This is a genomic window from Prescottella agglutinans, from assembly GCF_004011865.1.
Classification (GTDB): Bacteria; Actinomycetota; Actinomycetes; order Mycobacteriales; family Mycobacteriaceae; genus Prescottella; species Prescottella agglutinans.
In genome coordinates, this window is the sequence record NZ_RKLP01000012.1 from 104016 (window position 1) to 123057 (window position 19042).

A 19042-nucleotide genomic window follows, 5' to 3' on the forward strand; every position below is an offset into this window, starting at 1 on the left:
TGCATTTCCTTTGTGCTCGGGGGCTCGTCAGGATGGCTGACGGAGGCAGTGGAGGTGGTGGCATGAATCGCGGAGTCGTGGATCGCGCGGATGAGGCGATCGACTGCCGGACCACCCGGGGTTCGCGCGAGTACCGCACCATCACCGTCGCGCTGTTCGCGGCAGGACTCACGACGTTCGTCTCGATGTACTCGGCGCAGGCCCTGCTGCCGGCGCTGACCGAGTCGTTCGGGGTGGCGCCGGCCGTCGCGGCGCTCTCGGTGTCGGTGACGACCGGACTGGTGGCGGTCGCGATCATCCCGGCGAGTGTGCTGTCGGAGCGCTACGGCCGAACCCGCGTGATGGTGACGTCCGCGGCGGTGTCCAGCGTGCTCGGTGTCCTGCTCCCGTTGAGCCCGAACATCGGCGTGCTACTGGTCGGGCGGGCGCTGCAGGGCATCGCGCTCGCCGGCATCCCGGCGGTCGCGATGGCGTACCTCGCCGAGGAGATCCATTCCCGCGACCTCGGCTCCGCGATGGGCCGCTACGTCGCGGGCACGACGATCGGGGGACTGATCGGCAGGCTCGTCCCGTCGACGGTCCTCGACGTCGCCTCGTGGCGCTGGGCGATGGAGGCCGCGTCGATCCTGGCGCTGGTGCTCGCGGTGGTGATGACGCGCACGCTCCCGCCCTCGCGCAACTTCCGGCCGCAACGCGTGCACCCGCGCATCGTCCTCGCCAATCTCGCCGGGCACCTGCGGAACCCGGCCCTCGCGATGCTCTTCGCACTGGGCTTCCTGCTGATGGGCGGATTCGTCTCCGCCTACAACTTCCTCGGCTTCCGCCTCCTCGACGCCCCGTTCTCGCTGCCCGAGGCACTGGTGGGGCTGGTGTTCCTGATGTACCTCGCCGGCACCTACACCTCGGCTGCGGCAGGATCCGCCGCCGACCGGTTCGGCCGGCCGGTGGTGCTCCTCGGCGCGGTGACGACGATGGCGCTCGGGCTGGCGATCACACTGGCCCCGCTGCTGCCGCTCGTGCTGCTCGGCATGCTGCTCTTCACCGGCGGGTTCTTCGCCGCGCACTCGGTCGCCAGCGGATGGGTGGGTCGCCTGGCGACCGATCACCGGGCCGAGGCGTCGGCGATGTACCTGTTCGCGTACTACCTCGGGTCGAGTGTCGCGGGCGCGTGCGCCGGTGTCGCCTACGCCTCAGGCGGGTGGCCGGCGACGGCCGCCTTCATCGGCGTGCTGTTGGTGGTTGCTCTCCTCGCGGCGGCGTGGCTGTTCGGCAAGTCGCGCCACCCCGATCGGATCCCTTCTCATCTGCACGAGGGTCGCCGCCGCGGCCAGCAGCAGACATGACCCCGCTCCGGCGCCGGTGACGGTGCTCGGTGCGACGTCGGTGGTGAGACCGACGATCAGCCCCACGCCGGCGACGGCGGTGACAGCCGAGGCGAGCGGCACGAGCCACAGGTCGGGGAAGAGGCCGGCGAGGGGCAGGAAGTGCAATCCCACACCGGCACATATCCACACCGCGGTCCAGTCCGTCAGCCCGGCGGCGGCAAGGATCACCGAACCGACCGCCAGCACTGCGAATTCGGCCGCCACGATCGTGTTGTAGCGCCGGCGCATCTCCGGGTCTGCCATCGGAGTGCGCTCACCCCGGCTGCGGATCACGGTGGCGATTCCCGCCACGACGACGAGTGCCGCCCCGGCCTGTCCGACATGCAGAATCCAGGTGAGCCACGGCGCCGCCTGGGCCGTGCCCCAACCGAACCACGCGAGCGCGAAGAATCCCTCGATGACCGCGGTGATGCCGCGAGTGCGGTTGTTGGTGGGCTCCGGTGACCGCGTCATCGCGCAATTCAAACATCGAAGTTCGCCATCGGCTCGCCGAAAGTCTTGCGGCCGTGGAAGTCGGATGCACACAATCGCGCCATGGTCGCCAACATGAGCCGGCTGGAACGGATCGTCGACGAACTGCCGGAAGCGCAGCGGGTGGACATCGAGGAGTGGGGCGGGCACCCCAGCTTTCGCGTGCGTGGCAAGAACTTCGTGTTCTCGGACGTCGACGCGACCAGTCTGTCCTTCAAACTCACCAAGGACGAAGCGGCTGCTGTCGTCGCGACAGAACCCGGCGCCGAACCTGTCGGCTACGGGCTGGGGCGGCACGGGTGGGTCTCGGTACCGGTGCCACGCGACGGGACCGACGAATGGTGGGACCAACTGAGGGAGTGGGTGCGGACGTCGTACACGTTGATCGCGCCGAAAACCCTGGCGCGTGTCGTCATTGCAGAGGACACGGAGTCCACGACGGGAGGACGACCATGAGCAACACCTCGATGCCCGCGTCGCAGAAGGCAGGGATGCCGGCCTGGGCGAAGAAGACGATCTGGGGCGCCGTGATCGTGGTGGCGGTCGTCGTCACCTACTTCGTGCTCGCGGCGTTCCTGCCCCGGTGGTGGTCGCAACGGGTGGGTTCGATGTCGTCCGGCAGCTTCTCGCGCGGCATCACGTGGGGCCTGCTGTACGGCATCGTATGCACGACGATCCCGTTGCTGCTGTTCTACTTTGCGTGGCGGTCGCGTCGGCGCGAGCACGCCAGGGTCTGGGTGATCGGCAGTGTGGTCCTCGGTCTCCTGATCGCGATCCCGAACCTGCTGACCCTGACGGTGGTCCTCGGGACCAACAGCGCCGCCCACGCCGGGGAGCGCACGATGGACGTCGACGCGCCCGGCTTCCGCGGTGCCTCGCTGTGGGGCGCGATCATCGGCGTGCTGCTGTTCGCCGCCGCGGTCTTCCTGCAGCGGCGGTACCGCAAGCGCGGCGAAGAACTGTCCAAGCTCCGCAACGATCTGCACCAGCGGGAGCCGCAGTCGCCGGGAGAGTCGCCGGCCCCCGAGATGTGACGGGCCTTGTCACCGCGCGGGACGTCGGCGCAGGCTGAGACAGGGCTGCACAAATCGAGGTGAACCGTGGACACCGACGTCACAGAGATCGCGCCCGACATCTTCCGGCTCTCGACCTTCCTCGACGAGGCCGATCTGCCGATGAACCAGTTCCTCCTGCTCGGCGAGGAGCCGCTGCTCTTCCACACCGGGATGCCGATGCTGTTCGAGTCCGCGTCGGCGGCCGCCTCCCGCCTGATGCCGCTCGACCGGTTGCGCTGGGTCACGTTCGGGCATGTCGAGGCCGACGAGAGCGGGGCGATGAATCGGTGGCTCGCGGCCGCCCCCGACGCCGAGGTGGCACACGGGGCGATGGGTTGCGCCGTCCAGATCGGGTTCCTGGCCGACCGGCCCCCTCGGCCGCTGCAGGACGGCGAGGTGATCGACATCGGTGGGCGCCGGGTGCGACACATCGACACCCCGCACGTTCCACACGGCTGGGATGCGGGGCTGATGTTCGAGGAAACGACCTCGACACTGCTGTGCGGCGACTTCTTCACGGCGTTCGGCAAGCCGCCCGCCGTCACCGATCGCGACATCGTCGCGCCGGCGTTGGATGCGGAGGATCTCGCCCGTGCGACCGCCCTGACCCCGGCGCTCGGAGCGACGCTGCGCTCGCTGGCCGACCTGGAACCGAGGGTCCTGGGGTTGATGCACGGGCCGGCCTTCCACGGTGACTGCCCCGCGGCACTGCGGGAACTCGCGGCCGAGTACGACGTGCGCTTGGACGCCGAACTCGAGCGGTGGCGGACCTGAGCCGCCACCGCTCGGGCCGGGGACCTTCGTCCCTGGTTCGGGGGTCCTTGCTCCTGACATCACGTCGAACCCTTTCGCGCGCAGATGCGTTGTGGTGATCTGGTGATGCCTCCTTGCGCGGGGGTGGATCGTCGGTTCCGGGTGCTGCCGTCGATTCCGCTGGACGCCCCGTCAGTCTGGAGGCGGGGCGTCCACCAGTTCGTCCGACCTTTCGTCGGGCCCTTCGGGGAGGGCGACTGTCGGCGCGCCGGTATCACACCCCACCCCTCACCGGTGCGCCGACGGTCGGACGCTCCTTCGAATCCTCGTCCGCGACCAGCGTTGTCGGGGCCGAGGTTTCCACGATCGTCCCGATCCCACTAGACTGCTGGCCGCACGCCCCTATAGCTCAGTTGGTAGAGCTACGGACTTTTAATCCGCAGGTCGTAGGTTCGAGCCCTACTGGGGGCACGTGCCGACCCCCGTCAGGATCATCCTGGCGGGGGTCTCGTGTCTTCGGCGGTCGGTCGGTGATCGGAAGATCGAAGATCGCTTGTCGCCACGCCCCGCTACTCTCCTGCCGGCTGTGATCGACAAGGTCGGACTCGTGGAGGAATGGAGCGACGATGGGCAACCAGGGATGCGGCGAGAGCGGAACCCCCAGTGGTGAAGACGCTGCGGTGACGAGCGTTCCTGCACCGCTGCTTCGGGATTACCGCCACGTCGGGGGAATCGAATCGATCGAGGTCGACGGCGCTCGGTACTTCTTCGGTTACGACTACAGCGAGGATCTGGTGCTCTCCCCGCTCATCGACGACCGCGAACTGATGTCGGTCTTCGCGGAGACGCACATGGAGCAACGGGACGGCCTGCACGATCGCGCGTACTGGCGGGATCTCGTTGACGGATCACTCGAAGATTCGGGGTTGGCGGAGCCGGAGTCCTGCTCCTTCGAGTCCGACCAACTGCGGTCGATCGTCACCTCGCTGAAGAGCATTGCGGAGACCGGAGTCCCGGTGCCCGAGTTCGACTACCCCTATCACCTCAGATTCCTGTTGTCCTCCGCCGGGCGGTGGGAAGAGCAGTTCACCGCCGCCGAGGAGGGCATGCGGGCCATCAAGGGCACCGAGCGCCCTGCCGAGGGGACCACGGTCGAACGGATCGCCGGGGACGTTCTCCGTGAGACTCGGAACGCGCTGAATGTTGCTGCGGGGAACTGGGCAGAGGTGCTCGGCGCACTCGCCCCGTGACATCGCGCGGCCCGCTCCGAATGCGGAGCGGGCCGCTGACGTGTTCCCGGGCGGACGGTTTCCGGATCAGGAACCGAACGGCAGATTCGACGAACCGCTCGTCGGGCGCCGCCACGGTCCGCGGATCGCGAGGGTCAGTCCCGGCGACTGGATGTTCGCGTACAGGGTCTTGCCGTCGGCGCTGAACGCCGGACCGCAGAACTCGCTGTCGTTCAGTTCGTTCCGCGCGATCGGGAACGGCACGCCGTTCTCCGTCACCCCGATCAGGTGGTTGACGCCCTCGCCGTCCTCGGCGAGGATCACGCCGCCGTGCGGCGACACGGTGATGTTGTCGGGGCCGTCGTAGTTGCCGGTGTCGACGGCCGGATCCGGGTTCACACCGAAGAGGGTCTTCAGCTCGATCGTCTGGGCGACCGGGTCGTGGAACCACACCTGTCCGTCGTGTTCGGCGACGCTGCCGTCGCTGGTGCGGGCGTAGCTGGCGACGAAGTACACGCCGCCGTCGCCCCACCACTGCCCCTCGAGCTTGCGGCTGCGGGTGACCTGGTCGTTCGTGAACTGCTTGCGCACCGAGGTGGTCTTCGCGTCACGGTCGGGGACGTCGACCCACTGCACCGTGTAGCGGACGCCCGGTTCCGTGGCCTGCGACAGGTCCGGCACGTGGACGTCACCGGAGAAGCACGTCATCGCCTGCAGGGTGCCGGCGGTGTCGCCGCCCGGCGACTGGGCGAGGGCGTGCAGCGCACCCGGGCCGCCCTGGAAGCCGGTCGGCGGGGTCCACCGGTAGTACAGGCCGTTCGGGCCGGACGCGTCCTCGGTGAGGTAGATCGCGCTCGACGCCGGGTCGACGGCGACCGCTTCGTGCGCGTACCGACCGAGGAACTTCAGCGGGATCGGACTCTTGCCGACGTTCGCCGCCTGGCCGGCCGGGTCGACCTCGAAGACGTACCCGTGGTCCAGGGTGAAGCCCTTCGACCCGGCGCGGGCCTCGGTCTCCTCGCAGGTCAGCCACGTGCCCCACGGGGTGATGCCACCGGCGCAGTTGTTCACCGTGCCGGCGACGCTGACGTACTGGCCCTGACGCGCGCCGCTCGGCCCGATCGTGGTCGTGGTCGTGCCGCCGCGCGCGCCCGGGTCGTAGGTGAGGCCGGCGGCGGCCGGGACGCCGAAGGGTTCGTCACTGCCGACCTCGTGGTTGGTGACGATTGTCGTGCCGTGGCCGTTCGCGAACACGCCGTTCGCGTCGGGGTCGCTCGGGACGGGGGAGCCGTCGTCGAGGTGCGTTTCTCCCGAACGGGAGACGATCGCGTAGGAGAACCCCGCGGGCAGCGCCAGGATGCCGTCGGGGTCGGGAACGAGCGGTCCGTAGCCGATCGCGCGGCCGGGAGTCGCGGACGCGAGCGAGGGCTGGAACAGGGTGCCGACACTGCCCGCGAGCGTCACCCCGAGTCCGGCGAGGGCGGTGCGTCCGAGGAAGGTGCGGCGATCGAGCGGTGAGGTTGTCACTTGGGGATTCCTCCGTTGGTGGGCAAGGACGCGAGGACGATAGGTCCACGACCGCAACGACAGGGTGCCCCTGGATGTCGTGTCGATGAATCGGCCCGGAACATTCCCTCGCGCGCGGGTGCGTGCGCCGAACGGTGAAAGCGCCTCCACGTCAACCCGTTTCGGGCATCGGGTGGGGGATCCGACGCGGAGGCGTACGCCTTCCGGACCCGCACCGGCCGACGGTTCGGCAGGTGCTCCCAGCCGCGGTGGCGGATGTAGGCCATGATCGAGGTCGTGAGTGAGACCGCGCAGCAGGACGGCGACCGCGTCGATCGGCGGGACCGGGACGCGCAGGTGCGTTGCGCGCACCGCAGCCGGCTCTATCGGGGCGGGGTACTCACCGCGTCCGATCTTCCGCTCATCGAACTCTCGGAGCATCGCGGCGAGCCCGACGCGCTGATCTGGGTGGACCTGCTGGCGCCGACGTCGGCCGATCTGCTCGCGCTCGCCCCGCTCGTCGGCGGGGAGGTGGCACTGCACCCGCTGGCGATCGAGAACGCCGCGGCAGGCAGCCAGCGACCGCGACTGGTGCGGTATCGCGACCACAGCCTGCTGCATGCCCGTGCCGTCCGCGTCGACCCGCGGACCGGAACGCTCGTGCCGACGCGGGTGGCCGCGTTCATCCTCGACCGGGTGCTGATCACGATCCGCTCGGACGACGGCTTCCCGCTCGGGCCGCTGCTCGCGGAGTGGGACGACATCGGAGCCCTGACCGAGCGCGGTGTCGGGTTCCTCGTGCACTCGCTGCTGGACCAGCTGGTGGACGGCTACTTCGAGGTGCTCGACGACCTCGACGAGCGGATTCAGTCGCTCGAGGACGAACTGCTGGAGGGGACGGGGCCGACCCGGGCGATCCAGCTGCAGAGCTTCGCGCTGCGCAAGGACGTGGTGCAGCTGTCGCGGGTGGTGCTGCCGATGAACGAGGCGCTCAGCGCTCTGCTCCGGCCCGGCGTGCACGCGGCGTACGCCGAGATCGTGCCGTACTACCAGGACGTCTACGACCACGCGTTGCGCGCGACCGAGCGGATCGACGGACTGCGGGACACGATCGAGTCGATCCTGTCGACCAGCCTGGCCATGCAGGGCAATTCTCTGAACGAGATCATGAAGAAGCTCACCGCGTGGGCCGCGATCATCGCCATCCCGACCGGCGTGACGGGGTACTTCGGGCAGAACATCCCGTATCCCGGCTACGCGGAACCGTGGGGCTTCTGGCTCAGTGCGGTGATGCTCGTGGGGCTCGCGTCCGGGCTGTGGATGAGCTTCAAACGTCGCGGTTGGCTCTGATGAGGATGGCGAGTGCGCCGGCGCTGGACGTCGCCGCGGCTCACCGGAAGTGTGGAGGCTCGGGTGCGCACCCCCTGCAGCACACCCGAGCCGCGTAAATATACCACTTGGTGTGTTTCTCTTCGCCGGAGTGTCGAAGGCCGAGCTCAGAGCGCTGATGTTTCGGGATGTGCGACAAGGGGACTAGTCTGGTTTTCGGGCGGGTGGCAGCTGGCCGAGTTGATCGGCGAGTGTTACGGCTTTCGGAGGCGACTAGCGCAATGGCACGTCAACAGGAGCGTGCGCGTCGGACCCGCGCTGCGATCGTGGAAGCGGCTGCAGTCGAGTTCGGTAAGCGCGGATATGCGGCAGCGTCGGTGAACGCGATCCTCGAGGGATCGCACGCGACCAAGGGCGCAATGTACTTCCACTTCGAATCGAAGGAGGAACTCGGGCGCGCGGTGCTCGCCGCGGCGCTGGAGAAATTCAAAGCGGTGACGGATCGGTGGATGTCGCGGACCGACCTCGATCCGTTCGAGATTCTGCACGGGCTCATCGACGACGTCGCCAGGATGTTCCTGTCCGACCCGATCGTCCAGGCCGAGTTCCGTCTGATCATCGAGCCGGAGTTCTATGCGGACGTCCAGAACGGCGGCGCACGCGTGTGGGGCAATTCCGCACGCGATTTGGTCCAGCGGGCGAGCCGCGAGGGCCTGGTGCGCGACGGCGTCGACACGGAGAAGTTCACGCGGGTGCTGGCCGCCAGTCTCGCCGGCCAGCGGTACATGTCCGACCTGACGGCTCAGCAGGTCGATCTGCGGGCCCGGTTCGAGGAGTCGCTCGAGGTGGTCCTCGCGGGGATGGCCTCGGACGAGTGGCTGGCGAAGTGGCGGCGCGAGGGATGGCCGGCGCCACCCGCGGTCGTCGAGGCGGAATGATTCGACGTTTACGCACTCTGATCAGGCGATTTGTGGTTTGTGAAATCGGTGACCTAAGCTATCCAAGCTCCCAACGGAACGCCGTTGAGGGTACTGGCCGGAGCGATTCGGCGGGCCCCCTTCGTCTAGCGGCCTAGGACGCCGCCCTTTCAAGGCGGTAGCGCGGGTTCGAATCCCGTAGGGGGTACGCTTCACTCGTTGAGGTGTCAGTACAGTTTAATAGCAGTAACAGCAAGGCCCTGTGGCGCAGTTGGTTAGCGCGCCGCCCTGTCACGGCGGAGGTCGCGGGTTCGAGTCCCGTCAGGGTCGCTTTGCCCCACTGGAAACGGTGGGGCGCGATAGGCATTCGGTTCGGGTGCCGTCCGGCCAGGTAGCTCAGTTGGTACGAGCGTCCGCCTGAAAAGCGGAAGGTCGCCGGTTCGATCCCGGCCCTGGCCACCACATGAAGCCGATTCGGCTTCGGTGAAAGCAGTACAGTTCCACATGCAGTAACAGCAAGGCCCTGTGGCGCAGTTGGTTAGCGCGCCGCCCTGTCACGGCGGAGGTCGCGGGTTCGAGTCCCGTCAGGGTCGCTCTCTCGAGTCGGAAACGTCTCGATGCGATAGGCATTCGGTTCGGGTGCCTTCCGGCCAGGTAGCTCAGTTGGTACGAGCGTCCGCCTGAAAAGCGGAAGGTCGCCGGTTCGATCCCGGCCCTGGCCACCACGGCCTCCGCGCCTTCCGTCTTTCCTCTCTCAATTTCTCTGACGTCGGCTCTGCCGCTGCGGGTCCTACTGGATCCGCTTCCTGCGCGTCAGTTCTCGGCGAGCCGCTCCGACATCATCCGGGTGACGCCCGCCAGCAACGGCAGCACCCGACGCAACTGATCCGTGTGCACCCGGCCGCGCAACGAGACACAGCTCAGCTGGATCTGATCGCCGTCGCCGGATCGAACGGCCGCGGCCGCCGACGAGACGCCGCGCGGGTCCGTCTCCCACGTCCGACCGCTCTGCATGCGGATCTGCCCGAGTCGGCCGTGCAGATCCGTCATGGCCTCGGGGGACAACACGCCGCGAAACAGCACATCGACCTGCTCCGGGGCGACCAACGCGAGCATCGCCTTGCCCTCGGTCGTCAGGTCCGCCCGGCTGCGTCCGCCCACCCGCGTCGCGATGGTGTCGGCGCACCGCCCGCCGATCTTGTCCAGCCACACGACATCGCGGCCGTCGAGGACGGCCAGGTGGGCGATCAGGCGGGTGCGGAGGTGGAGTTGATGCAGGTGGGGGGCGGCGACTGCTCGCAGTTCGTCGCGCTCGTTGCTGCGTCCGAGTGCGATGGCGCGCCATCCGAGCCGGTACCCGAACCGGTTGTGGCGAAGCCAGTTCAGCTGGGTCAACTGGTCGAGAATCCGGTGGGTGGTGGACCGGGGGATCCGGGTGAGCTGCACCAGGTCTTCCGCGGTGAGCCGGGTGTTGGCGCCGTCGAACTGGTCGAGGATCAGCGTTATCCGCTCGGCCATGGTCGGCGGCACGCCGGCGGCCGCGACGTCCACCATGTCGTTGTCGATGACGGTCACCGGGCCTCCAATCCCCGGCGGAGTCGCTGCCGGTCCACTTCGGTTATACCTACCCAACCGCCGCCGCAACAACCCCACGCGAAACCACCCGGGGTTACCCGTCGGTATGCAGGGCGTTCGAAACATGGTTCGAGCAAGAGCGTTTCATCGAGAATGAGAACGATGTTTCCATTTCTCCGGTCGGGACGCCGGGGCTGTGGATCGGTCGCCCCGGGTATCGTGTTCGCGGTGCGAGCCGGTTGCGATACCCCGAAGGCCATCACGGACATGACCGCGAGTCAGCGGGAACGCCGTGCCGCGCTCACCGACGCGGTGATCGCGATGCTGCAGGAGATGGAGCCGGAACGGATCCAGATGCGTGAGGTGTCCGAGCGGTCCCGGGTCGCGCTCGGCACCCTGTACCGGTACTTCCCGACCAAGTCGCACCTGCTCGCCGCGTCGATGGTGGCGTGGAACGATCGCCTGTCGCGCAAGCTCGAGGCCGAGAGGTGTCGGGCCCGGGAAACCGGCGCCGTGGACGACAGGAGCGTCCGCGACCGCGTGCAGGCGTTGTATCGGCGGCAACTGAGGGCCTTCCAGCGCGGTCCGAACTTCGCGCGACTCGACATCGATCTCACCGCGTCGTCGGACCCCTACGTCCGCGAATCGATGCAACAGCGCGCGGCGGCCAACCATGCGGCGACGCTCGCCCTGATGGACGGCGTGCCCGACGACGTCGCGCGGGTGGCGTTGCTCGCGATCGACGGGACGATGCTCGCGGCGCTCGCCCACTGGATCTCCGGGCGCCTCAGTTTCGCCGGGGCGGTACGCAACGTCGAGGACGTCGCCGCGTTGGTGCTCGCCGACTACGCGTGAGGGAGGGCCGGATCCGTTGTGGAGTCTTCGGCCCGGGCGGCCGGGGACCGCAAATAGAACAGATTCCACCCGGGTTCGGGCTGGGCTGTGGGTGCAGGTGTAGGGTCACGGCCTTCGCGGATGATCTCGAGTTATTCGATGTCGGAAGGCGTATTTCGGTATCGGGGCGCCGGGATCTCCCGGTGCGTGCTCGCGGCGGTAGCGCGTCGATCATCGACAAAATCTGCACCCTGTTCTAATCTCTGCTCGATCGAGATCCGTGTGGGATCGGGTGTGTACGGAATCGGCCGTGAGAGTTGCTCCTGGCTGGGATAGGGGGCTTTCGATGGGCGAGCGACGAGTGGCGGACGTGCTCGACGACGTCGCGAGCCTGCTGCCGGACGTTCGGGGTCGCGCCCGCGAGATCGAGGGCGCCCGGCAGGTGTCGGTCGAGACGATGCGGGCGCTCACCGAGGCCGGTCATTTCCGATTGCTGCAGCCGCGGCGCTTCGGGGGATTCGAGGCCGAACCCGTCGAGTTCTACTCCTCGGTGCGCCTGCTCGCCGGCGCCTGCGGGTCCACCGGTTGGGTCTCGTCGGTGGTGGGGGTGCACCCGTGGCACCTGGCGTTGTTCGACGTCCGCGCCCAGGAGGAGGTCTGGGGCGACAGCCCGGACACGTTGATCTCGTCGGCGTATGCGCCGATGGGCCGCGCCGTCCGGTCGGACGGCGGTTACTTCTTCTCCGGGCGGTGGAGTTACTCGTCGGGCAGCGCGCACGCGGACTGGGTCTTCGTCGGTGGTTTCGTCGTCGACGACGCGGGCGACCCGATCGACTTCCGGACCTTTCTGTTGCCGGCCCGCGACTATCGCGTCGAGGACGTGTGGGACACCGTCGGCCTCCGCGGCACCGGCAGCAACGACATCGTGGTCGAGGACGCATTCGTGCCGGAGCACCGGACGCTGAGCTTCGCCGCGACGGTGCAGTGCCGGGGTCCGGGGCAGGACGTCAATGCCGCTCCGCTGTACCGCCTTCCGTTCTCGGCGGTGTTCTCGACGGCGATCTCCGCACCGCTCATCGGGATGGCGGACGGTGCGTACGGGGCGTTCACGGCGCACCAGACCGAACGGGAGGAGTCGGTGAGCGCGCTGCGGATGCCGGACAATCCGTTCATGCACGTCGCGATGGCCGAGTCCGCCCGTGACATCGAACTGGCCTGGACACAGTTGAGTCGCAACCTCGCCGACCTGCTCGAGTTGGCGTCGGAGAATCGGCGGATCCCGGTGTCGTTGCGGGTCAAGACGCGCCGCGACCAGGTCAGTGCCTCGGGGATGGCGGTCGCCGCGATCGACCGACTCTTCGACCACGGTGGCGGCGGCGCCTTGCGCAGCAGCGATCCGATCCAGCGCTTCTGGCGCGACGCACACGCCGGGCGCGCGCACGTCATCAACGACCCGCACCAGACCCTCGCCCTCTTCGGACGCAGCGAACTGGGCCACGACGTCAGGGACGCCTGGGTGTAGCGCGTCCGCCCCGAAACCCGACCGACGAGGAGACCAACAGATGAAGTCGCAGAACGGATCCGGCCAGCACTGGGATGGCGAGGCCGACGTCGTGGTCGTCGGATTCGGTGCAGCGGGTGCCAGCGCCGCCATCGAGGCGGCAGACCACGGTGCGCAGGTGCTGGTGATCGAACGTTTCGACGGCGGCGGCGCCACGGCGATCAGCGGCGGTATCTACTACGCGGGCGGCGGGACGACGCAGCAGAAGGAGGCCGGCGTCGACTACGACACCTCGTCGGCGATGTTCGACTACCTGAAGCTCGAGACGTCGGGTGTGGTGTCGGACGACCTGCTCGAGGACTTCTGCGACCGCAGCGTCGAGAACCTGCAGTGGCTCGAGGCGCTCGGCGTCCCGTTCGAGGGCAGCATGGCTCCGCGGAAGACGTCGTACCCGACGAACGACTACTACCTGTACTACTCCGGCAACGAACTGGCGCCGCCGTACAAGGAGGCGGCGAAGCCGGCCCCGCGTGGGCATCGCACCAAGGGGCGCGGCACGTCGGGCAAGGTGTTCTTCGCGGCCCTCGAGAAGGCCGCCCGCAAGCGTCGGATCGACGTGCGGCGGCAGACGATCGTGACGTCCCTGATCACCGACGACGGCGGCGCCGTGATCGGAATCGAGTGCCGTGAGGTGGATCCGCGCGCGACGATCCGGCGCCGTGTGCACCGGGTGCTCGGATCCCTGAACCGGAAGTGGAACCTCTACTACCGGCCGGTCGGCCGCCTCATGGACGGGCCGATCCGGCGGATCGAGGCCGGGCACTCGGTGGTGCGGCGGTACCGGGCACGCAAGGGCGTGATCCTCGCGGCCGGCGGGTTCGTCTTCAACCGGGAGATGCTGCAGCAGCACGCGCCGCGGTACCTGAACGGCACCGGACTCGGCACGATCGGCGACGACGGCAGCGGCATCCGTCTGGGACAGTCGGTCGGCGGTGCGACCGACCGGATGGATCGGGTGTCGGCGTGGCGGTTCTTCAACCCGCCGATCGTGATGACCGAGGGTGTGCTCGTCAACAAGGAGGGCGAGCGCATCTGCAACGAGACGCTGTACGGCGCCAAGATCGGCGAGTACATCGCCGAGCAGACGGACGTGTCGGCGTACCTGATCATCGACGCCCGGATGCTCGCCGACGCCAAGCGGCAGGTGCCCGAGCAGACCCTGTGGTTCCAGCGCCTGCAGACCACCTATCTGTTCAGCGTCGGCCACAAGAAGGGCGCGACGGCGGAGGCGCTCGCGCGCCGTACCGGCATCGATCCGGCGGGCCTCGCGCGCACGCTCGAGCAGTACAACGCCGACCGGCGGGCCGGGCTCCCCGACGCGATGGGCAAGGATCCCGCGCACGTGACCCCGCTGGTCGACGGCCCGTTCTATGCGATCGACTGTTCGATCCGCATCCAGGCGGGCTTCCCGTGCCCGGTGCTCACCCTGGGTGGGCTCACCGTCGACGAGTGGACCGGAGCGGTGACGGGCGAGGACGGTGCGCCGATTCCGGGTCTGTACGCGGCCGGCCGGAACGCGGTGGGCATCTGTTCGGAGTCGTACGTCAGCGGTCTGTCGATCGCGGACTGCGTGTACTCGGGGCGTCGGGCCGGGGCCGTCGTCTCGGCGGCCACGGGGGTCGCGTAGCCTCTGGACATGTGTCAGGCAACTACGAATCGACTCGCCGCCGTCTGACGAGCAAGCAGGCCGAGACGGTGTCGCGCCTCACCCGCTGCGCCGTCGAGGTGTTACGTGAGAAGGGTTTCGCCGGGCTGACCGTCCGTTTGGTGGCGGCGCAGGCCGGGGTCGCGCCGGCGACCGCGTACACGTACTTCTCGTCGAAGGAGCACCTCGTCGCCGAGGTGTTCTGGCGTCGGCTGTCGGCGATGCCACACGAGGAGGACTCGGCCGAGGACCGCACCACCCGCGTCGTCGGGGTGTTGCGCAGTGTTGCCCTGCTGGTGTCCGACGAGCCCGAACTCGCGGGCGCGGTCACCACGGCCCTGCTGGGCCGCGATCCCGACGTCGAGCATCTGCGGTTGCGGATCGGTGTCGAGATCCGGCGGCGCCTGATCGAGGCCCTCGGCTCCGAGTTGCCCGACCAGGACCTGCTCGAGGGCCTCGAGATGCTGTATGCGGGTGCGCTGCTGCGCGCGGGCATGGGCTACGACTCGTACGTCCACATCGCGGACCGGCTCGAGAGCTCGGCCCGGATGATCCTGCCGTGACCTCGAGCCGGTGACCGCTCAGACGGTGTAGCCGCCGTCGACGTTGAGCTTCTGGCCGGTGACGAAGCCGGCCTTCTCGCTCGCCAGGAAGCACACGGCTTCGGCGATGTCGACCGCGGTGCCGAACTTCTGCAACGGAATTCGGCTCATCGTGACGTCGAGTGCGCGCTGGTCGAGGTTCTGGGAGCTGATCAGCCGCTCGGCCATCCCGTCGGTGAGCATGCCCGGGCCGACCGAGTTGAAACGGACGCCGTAGCGCCCCTCCTCGGCGGCGAACCCGCGCACCAGCGCCTCCACCGCTCCCTTCGTTCCTGCGGAGAGGCCGTCCCGCACCGGGTAGCGGTCGGTGGCCGCCGTGGTGACGGCGACGACGGATCCCTTCGCGGCACGCAGCGCGGGGAGGCATGCCTGCACCACGGTGAAGAACGCGGTGGCTTCGTCGTTCAGATGCTGTGCGTACGTGGACGGTTCGACCCGCGACAGGTGCACCATCGGGATGTGCGGGCCGGCGGCGTGCACCAGGACCGACAGGTCACCGAAGTCGCGGGTGGTCGTGTCGACCAGCTCGGCGAGCCGGTCGGCGTCGCACAGGTCGACGGAGTGGGCGCCGCCCCGCACCCCGAGTTCCTCGACCTCGGCGACCAGTTTCGCGGCGGCCTCGGCATTCGAGCGGTAGGTGAGAACCACGTTGTGGCCCTGTGCGGCGAGTTGGCGGACGATGGCCGCGCCGATGCCTCCGGTGCCGCCGGTGACGAGGGCTGTGGTGCGGGTCGAACTCGAGGATGCAGTGCTCACTGGGCGCTCCCTGGGTCTGTGGTCCGTACGAGAGGCAACCTAGCACTTGCTTGGTTTGTTTCGTCGGGGTCGGGCCCACGGAGCGGGAAACCCGGGCCGTCAGATCGTGAGCGCGCGCCGGCTCTCGAAGCGGCGCCGGGCGCCGGAGTACGGGTCGTCGAACTCGATGCTGCGAGCGAGGAGTTGCAGCGGAGCCGAGTAGTCGTCAGGGGCGACGTCGTAGAACCGCGGATAGAAGTTGTCGCCCAGGATCGGGATGCCGAGCGAACTCATGTGCAGGCGCAGTTGGTGCGTCTTGCCGGTGCGTGGCCGGAGGCGGTACCGCCCGACGCCGGCGCACACTTCGAGGAGTTCGATGCGGCTCTCCGCGTTCGGGGTTCCCGGTATCTCACGGGCCTGTAAGACGCCGCGCTCCTTGATGATTCGGCTGTGGACCGTGCGGGGGAGCGAGAGTGCCGGGTCGTGGCGTGCGAGCGCCTCGTACTCCTTGGTCACGCGGCGCTCGTCGAACAGGGACTGGTACGCGCGCCGTGCCTGCTGCCGGACGGTGAACACGAGGACGCCGGCGGTGATCCGGTCCAGTCGGTGTGCGGGAGTCAACTCGGGCAGGTCGAGGTCGCGGCGCAACCGCACCAGTGCCGACTCGACGACGTAGGCACCGCGCGGCGTGCTCGCGAGGAAGTGGGGCTTGTCGACGACGAGGAGGTCCTCGTCGCGGTGGAGGATGTCGATCTCGAACGGCACCCGCTGCTCGACGGGCGGGTCGCGATAGAGGTACAGAAAGCTGTTCGGTCGGCAGGGCGTGACCGCGGTGATCGGGACGCCGTGCTCGTCGACCACCTCGCCCGCGGCGACCTTCTCGCGCAGGCGGATGTGGTCCGACGGAAACCGCTCCAGAAGGTAGTCGAGGGCGGTCGCCCAGGCGCCCGTGTTCGGAAGTCGGAGTCGCGTCGGGTTGAGGCCGTCGCGGACAGGAAGCGGAGCAGCGGGCACGTACCGACGGTACCCGGAGCTTTCGGGCGCGGGTCGACGCGAAGCGTTGACGTGCGCACACCCGTACCTTACCCTTCGGTAAGTTACAGCGTCCGCCGCCTTCGAGGGGTGGGTGGTGGACGCTGTCCTGCCCGTCGCCCACGCCGCGTCAAGCCTCTGCGTCCGGCGTGTCGTGAACGGGGCTTCTTCTCGGCCCGTGTCTGCAATCCGTTTCGCGTCTCCGCGAGCGGTCGGCGCCGACGTCGAGCCGGTCTGCTCGATCGTTGCTGCTGGTCCCGTCGTTGCAATAGGGCTAGCACGAAAATTCGGTATCGGGAGAAACTCTCAGAGAACGCTCATGATTCCCGATATCGAGATTTTTGACACACCTTTTTCTCGTTAACGACCGGAGTGGGTCCGGGGATACATTGATGATCGATTTGACCGCAGAGTCGACCCGAATTCGATGAATGGATTCGTCTGCCCTGGCGCGGTGGCTCGTTGAAGGAAGAAGTTTCGATGTATTTCGCTGGAGGGCGACAGGGGGTTCGCGGGAACCCGGTGGTGATGGTCCTGGTGGCCGTGGTCGCGGTGATGATCACGTTGATGGCGGCCCCCGTGGCGTCCGCCGAGGCGGGGACGGCGCGGGCGGTTCCGCGGGGCGGATACGACGAGCTGTGGGTGCCGTCGTCGATGGGGGACATCAAGGTCCAGGTTCAATGGGCCGCGCGGGGTGGTAGTGCGTCGCTCTACCTGCTCGACGGATTGCGCGCCCGCAGCGATCGCAACGCGTGGAGTTTCGAGACGAATGCGATGGAGCAGTTCGCTCTCGACAACGTCACCGTCGTGATGCCCGTGGGAGGTGAGGCGAGTTTCTATTCGGACTGGTACCACCCCAGTAATTTCAATGCGCAACCCATCACCTACAAGTGGGAGACCTTTCTGACCCGCGAACTTCCAGACTTTCTGTCGAAATTCGGTGTGGACCGTACGAATACCGGAGTCGTGGGGTTGTCCATGGGCGGAACTGCTGCGATGACACTGGCCGCCTACCATCGGGACCAATTCCGATTCGCTGGGTCTCTTTCCGGATATCTCAACACGACGGCCCCCGGAATGCGTGAGGCGATCCGCGTCGCGATGTACGACGCCGGGCGCTACAACGCCGATTCGATGTGGGGTTTCCCGTGGGATCCGGCCTGGTTGCGAAACGATCCGTTCGTGTCGGCGCCACAACTGCAGGGCCTGTCGCTGTACGTGTCGGCCGGCAACGGAATCCCGGGCGTGTACGACCGCCCGTCCGATCCGATCGGCTACTGGAACACCGCGATGGGCATGGGCCTCGAGTTCATCTCGATGGTGACCACGCGAGCCTTCCAGGTGCGACTCCACACCCTCGGCATCCCGGCGAACTTCCACTTCAATGCCACCGGCACGCATTCCTGGCCGTACTGGTCTGCCGAACTGTGGCAGGCGCGACCGCAGATCCTGAACGCGCTCAATGCGTGGTGACTGAGCGAAGGCGGGGCGCCACGAACGGCACCCCGCCTTCCGTACGCTGTGACCATGACCACATGGACGGCGGGGGACATCGCCGATCAGCAGGGCCGGACGTACATCGTGACCGGCGCGAACAGTGGCCTGGGGGCGGAAGCCGCCAAGGCACTGGTGAACGCGGGCGCACATGTGATCCTCGCCTGCCGGAACGTCGACAAGGGGCGCGCGGTGGCCGCGCAGCTGGGGGAGCGGGCCGAGGTGCGCAGGCTCGATCTCGCGGATCTGGCGTCGGTGCGTGAGTTCGCGGACTCCGTCGAGACGGTCGACGTCCTCGTCAACAACGCCGGAGTGATGGCGGTACCGCTGAGCCGCACGGCCGACGGCTTCGAGATGCAGATCGGCACCAACCACCTGGGGCACTTCGCGCTCACCGGTCTGCTGCTCGGCAAGGTGCGCGACCGGGTGGTGACGATGTCGAGCAACGTGCACAAGATGGGCAGCATCGACCTAGACGACCTGAACTGGGAGCGGCGGAGGTACCGGCGCTGGTTCGCGTACGGGCAGTCGAAGCTGGCCAATCTCCTGTTCACGTACGAGTTGCAGCGTCGGCTCTCGGCGTCGGGGTCCACCGTCAAGTCGCTCGCGTCGCACCCCGGGTACTCGTCCACCAATCTGCAGTCACACACCGAGTCGATCTCGAGTCGGGTGATGGCGTTGGCCGACCCGTTCATCACGCAGTCGGCGGCGATGGGGGCGCTGCCGATGCTGTACGCGGCCACCGTTCCCGACGCGGTCGGCGGCAGCTACCTCGGGCCTTCGGCGATGTTCGAGATGCGTGGGTATCCCAAAGTGGTTTCGTCGAACCGGAAGTCGCACGACGAAGGCGTTGCGCGACAATTGTGGTCGCTGTCGGAACAACTCACCGACGTCAACTACAACTTCGGAGGCTGACCGC

General features: G+C 68.0%; 17 protein-coding genes and 6 tRNA genes. 19 read left to right on the plus strand and 4 right to left on the minus strand.

Features of this window, described 5'->3' with window-relative positions:
- The first annotated feature begins 62 nt into the window (after positions 1 to 62).
- The 6 genes from EGT67_RS21230 (at position 63) to EGT67_RS21260 (ending at position 4914) form a co-directional block, all read left to right on the plus strand.
- Complete coding sequence (locus EGT67_RS21230; protein WP_127918091.1) at positions 63 to 1343, plus strand: MFS transporter; 1281 nt, start codon at positions 63 to 65, stop codon at positions 1341 to 1343.
- A gap of 576 nt (positions 1344 to 1919) precedes the next feature.
- The gene (locus tag EGT67_RS21240) at positions 1920 to 2312 is read left to right on the plus strand and encodes an MmcQ/YjbR family DNA-binding protein (RefSeq protein ID WP_127918092.1); all 393 of its coding nucleotides are present in this window, start codon (positions 1920 to 1922) and stop codon (positions 2310 to 2312) included.
- Positions 2309 to 2890: a hypothetical protein gene (locus EGT67_RS21245; RefSeq protein WP_127918093.1), complete on the plus strand. Its 582-nt coding sequence runs from the start codon at positions 2309 to 2311 to the stop codon at positions 2888 to 2890. The genes EGT67_RS21240 and EGT67_RS21245 overlap by 4 nt, the downstream gene beginning before the upstream one ends.
- A gap of 66 nt (positions 2891 to 2956) precedes the next feature.
- Entirely contained in the window at positions 2957 to 3685 is a 729-nt protein-coding gene (locus EGT67_RS21250; RefSeq protein ID WP_127918094.1) for an MBL fold metallo-hydrolase, read from the plus strand.
- 377 nt (positions 3686 to 4062) lie between these two features.
- Positions 4063 to 4135, plus strand: a tRNA-Lys gene (locus EGT67_RS21255).
- Between the two features lie 155 nt (positions 4136 to 4290).
- The gene (locus tag EGT67_RS21260) at positions 4291 to 4914 is read left to right on the plus strand and encodes a hypothetical protein (RefSeq protein WP_241566160.1); all 624 of its coding nucleotides are present in this window, start codon (positions 4291 to 4293) and stop codon (positions 4912 to 4914) included.
- 66 nt (positions 4915 to 4980) lie between these two features.
- On the opposite strand, the gene EGT67_RS21265 is transcribed toward EGT67_RS21260, so the two are convergent.
- Positions 4981 to 6420 carry an alkaline phosphatase PhoX gene (locus tag EGT67_RS21265; protein ID WP_127918096.1) on the minus strand — a complete coding sequence of 480 codons (1440 nt, stop codon included), beginning with the start codon at positions 6418 to 6420 and terminating at the stop codon, positions 4981 to 4983.
- Positions 6421 to 6696: 276 nt separating this feature from the next.
- Between EGT67_RS21265 and EGT67_RS21270 the strand changes: the two genes are divergently transcribed.
- From EGT67_RS21270 to EGT67_RS21300, 7 genes are all read left to right on the plus strand, one after another.
- Positions 6697 to 7749, plus strand: a complete 1053-nt coding sequence (locus tag EGT67_RS21270) for a magnesium transporter CorA family protein (protein ID WP_241566161.1) — start codon at positions 6697 to 6699, stop codon at positions 7747 to 7749.
- Between the two features lie 260 nt (positions 7750 to 8009).
- On the plus strand, positions 8010 to 8666 hold the full coding sequence (locus EGT67_RS21275) for a TetR/AcrR family transcriptional regulator (RefSeq protein ID WP_127918098.1): 657 nt from the start codon (positions 8010 to 8012) through the stop codon (positions 8664 to 8666).
- 114 nt (positions 8667 to 8780) lie between these two features.
- Positions 8781 to 8853: transfer RNA gene (locus EGT67_RS21280), tRNA-Glu, on the plus strand.
- Positions 8854 to 8901: 48 nt separating this feature from the next.
- Positions 8902 to 8975 (plus strand) — tRNA-Asp (locus EGT67_RS21285).
- Between the two features lie 55 nt (positions 8976 to 9030).
- Positions 9031 to 9107 (plus strand) — tRNA-Phe (locus EGT67_RS21290).
- 57 nt (positions 9108 to 9164) lie between these two features.
- Positions 9165 to 9238 (plus strand) — tRNA-Asp (locus EGT67_RS21295).
- 55 nt (positions 9239 to 9293) lie between these two features.
- Positions 9294 to 9370: transfer RNA gene (locus tag EGT67_RS21300), tRNA-Phe, on the plus strand.
- Between the two features lie 88 nt (positions 9371 to 9458).
- Here EGT67_RS21300 and EGT67_RS21305 read toward each other — a convergent pair.
- The gene (locus EGT67_RS21305) at positions 9459 to 10220 is read right to left on the minus strand and encodes an IclR family transcriptional regulator (RefSeq protein ID WP_127918099.1); all 762 of its coding nucleotides are present in this window, start codon (positions 10218 to 10220) and stop codon (positions 9459 to 9461) included.
- Between the two features lie 267 nt (positions 10221 to 10487).
- Between EGT67_RS21305 and EGT67_RS21310 the strand changes: the two genes are divergently transcribed.
- From EGT67_RS21310 to EGT67_RS21325, 4 genes are all read left to right on the plus strand, one after another.
- On the plus strand, positions 10488 to 11075 hold the full coding sequence (locus EGT67_RS21310) for a TetR family transcriptional regulator (protein WP_127918100.1): 588 nt from the start codon (positions 10488 to 10490) through the stop codon (positions 11073 to 11075).
- 325 nt (positions 11076 to 11400) lie between these two features.
- The gene (hsaA, locus tag EGT67_RS21315) at positions 11401 to 12576 is read left to right on the plus strand and encodes a 3-hydroxy-9,10-secoandrosta-1,3,5(10)-triene-9,17-dione monooxygenase oxygenase subunit (protein WP_127918101.1); all 1176 of its coding nucleotides are present in this window, start codon (positions 11401 to 11403) and stop codon (positions 12574 to 12576) included.
- 40 nt (positions 12577 to 12616) lie between these two features.
- Positions 12617 to 14242, plus strand: a complete 1626-nt coding sequence (locus EGT67_RS21320) for an FAD-binding protein (RefSeq protein WP_127918102.1) — start codon at positions 12617 to 12619, stop codon at positions 14240 to 14242.
- An 11-nt stretch (positions 14243 to 14253) separates the two neighbouring features.
- On the plus strand, positions 14254 to 14823 hold the full coding sequence (locus tag EGT67_RS21325) for a TetR/AcrR family transcriptional regulator (protein ID WP_127918103.1): 570 nt from the start codon (positions 14254 to 14256) through the stop codon (positions 14821 to 14823).
- A gap of 18 nt (positions 14824 to 14841) precedes the next feature.
- Here EGT67_RS21325 and EGT67_RS21330 read toward each other — a convergent pair whose 3' ends face one another.
- Both EGT67_RS21330 and EGT67_RS21335 read right to left on the minus strand, forming a co-directional pair.
- The gene (locus EGT67_RS21330) at positions 14842 to 15618 is read right to left on the minus strand and encodes an SDR family NAD(P)-dependent oxidoreductase (protein ID WP_127918104.1); all 777 of its coding nucleotides are present in this window, start codon (positions 15616 to 15618) and stop codon (positions 14842 to 14844) included.
- Between the two features lie 99 nt (positions 15619 to 15717).
- Complete coding sequence (locus EGT67_RS21335) at positions 15718 to 16611, minus strand: pseudouridine synthase (RefSeq protein ID WP_127918105.1); 894 nt, start codon at positions 16609 to 16611, stop codon at positions 15718 to 15720.
- A 498-nt stretch (positions 16612 to 17109) separates the two neighbouring features.
- Here EGT67_RS21335 and EGT67_RS21340 point away from each other — a divergent pair, with 498 nt between their 5' ends.
- A complete protein-coding gene (locus tag EGT67_RS21340; protein ID WP_127918106.1) occupies positions 17110 to 18102 on the plus strand; it encodes an alpha/beta hydrolase in 993 nt (330 codons plus the stop codon).
- Between the two features lie 54 nt (positions 18103 to 18156).
- Positions 18157 to 19038 carry an oxidoreductase gene (locus EGT67_RS21345; RefSeq protein WP_127918107.1) on the plus strand — a complete coding sequence of 294 codons (882 nt, stop codon included), beginning with the start codon at positions 18157 to 18159 and terminating at the stop codon, positions 19036 to 19038.
- The last annotated feature ends 4 nt before the right edge of the window (positions 19039 to 19042 follow it).

Bases quoted from the DNA above. Each gene is read 5' to 3' on its own strand.
- hsaA (WP_127918101.1), top strand. From the start codon at position 11,401: ATGGGCGAGCGACGAGTGGCGGACGTGCTCGACGACGTCGCGAGCCTG.
- EGT67_RS21260 (WP_241566160.1), top strand. From the start codon at position 4,291: ATGGGCAACCAGGGATGCGGCGAGAGCGGAACCCCCAGTGGTGAAGAC.
- EGT67_RS21320 (WP_127918102.1), top strand. From the start codon at position 12,617: ATGAAGTCGCAGAACGGATCCGGCCAGCACTGGGATGGCGAGGCCGAC.
- EGT67_RS21240 (WP_127918092.1), top strand. From the start codon at position 1,920: ATGGTCGCCAACATGAGCCGGCTGGAACGGATCGTCGACGAACTGCCG.
- EGT67_RS21230 (WP_127918091.1), top strand. From the start codon at position 63: ATGAATCGCGGAGTCGTGGATCGCGCGGATGAGGCGATCGACTGCCGG.
- EGT67_RS21310 (WP_127918100.1), top strand. From the start codon at position 10,488: ATGACCGCGAGTCAGCGGGAACGCCGTGCCGCGCTCACCGACGCGGTG.
- EGT67_RS21345 (WP_127918107.1), top strand. From the start codon at position 18,157: ATGACCACATGGACGGCGGGGGACATCGCCGATCAGCAGGGCCGGACG.
- EGT67_RS21340 (WP_127918106.1), top strand. From the start codon at position 17,110: ATGTATTTCGCTGGAGGGCGACAGGGGGTTCGCGGGAACCCGGTGGTG.
- EGT67_RS21245 (WP_127918093.1), top strand. From the start codon at position 2,309: ATGAGCAACACCTCGATGCCCGCGTCGCAGAAGGCAGGGATGCCGGCC.
- EGT67_RS21275 (WP_127918098.1), top strand. From the start codon at position 8,010: ATGGCACGTCAACAGGAGCGTGCGCGTCGGACCCGCGCTGCGATCGTG.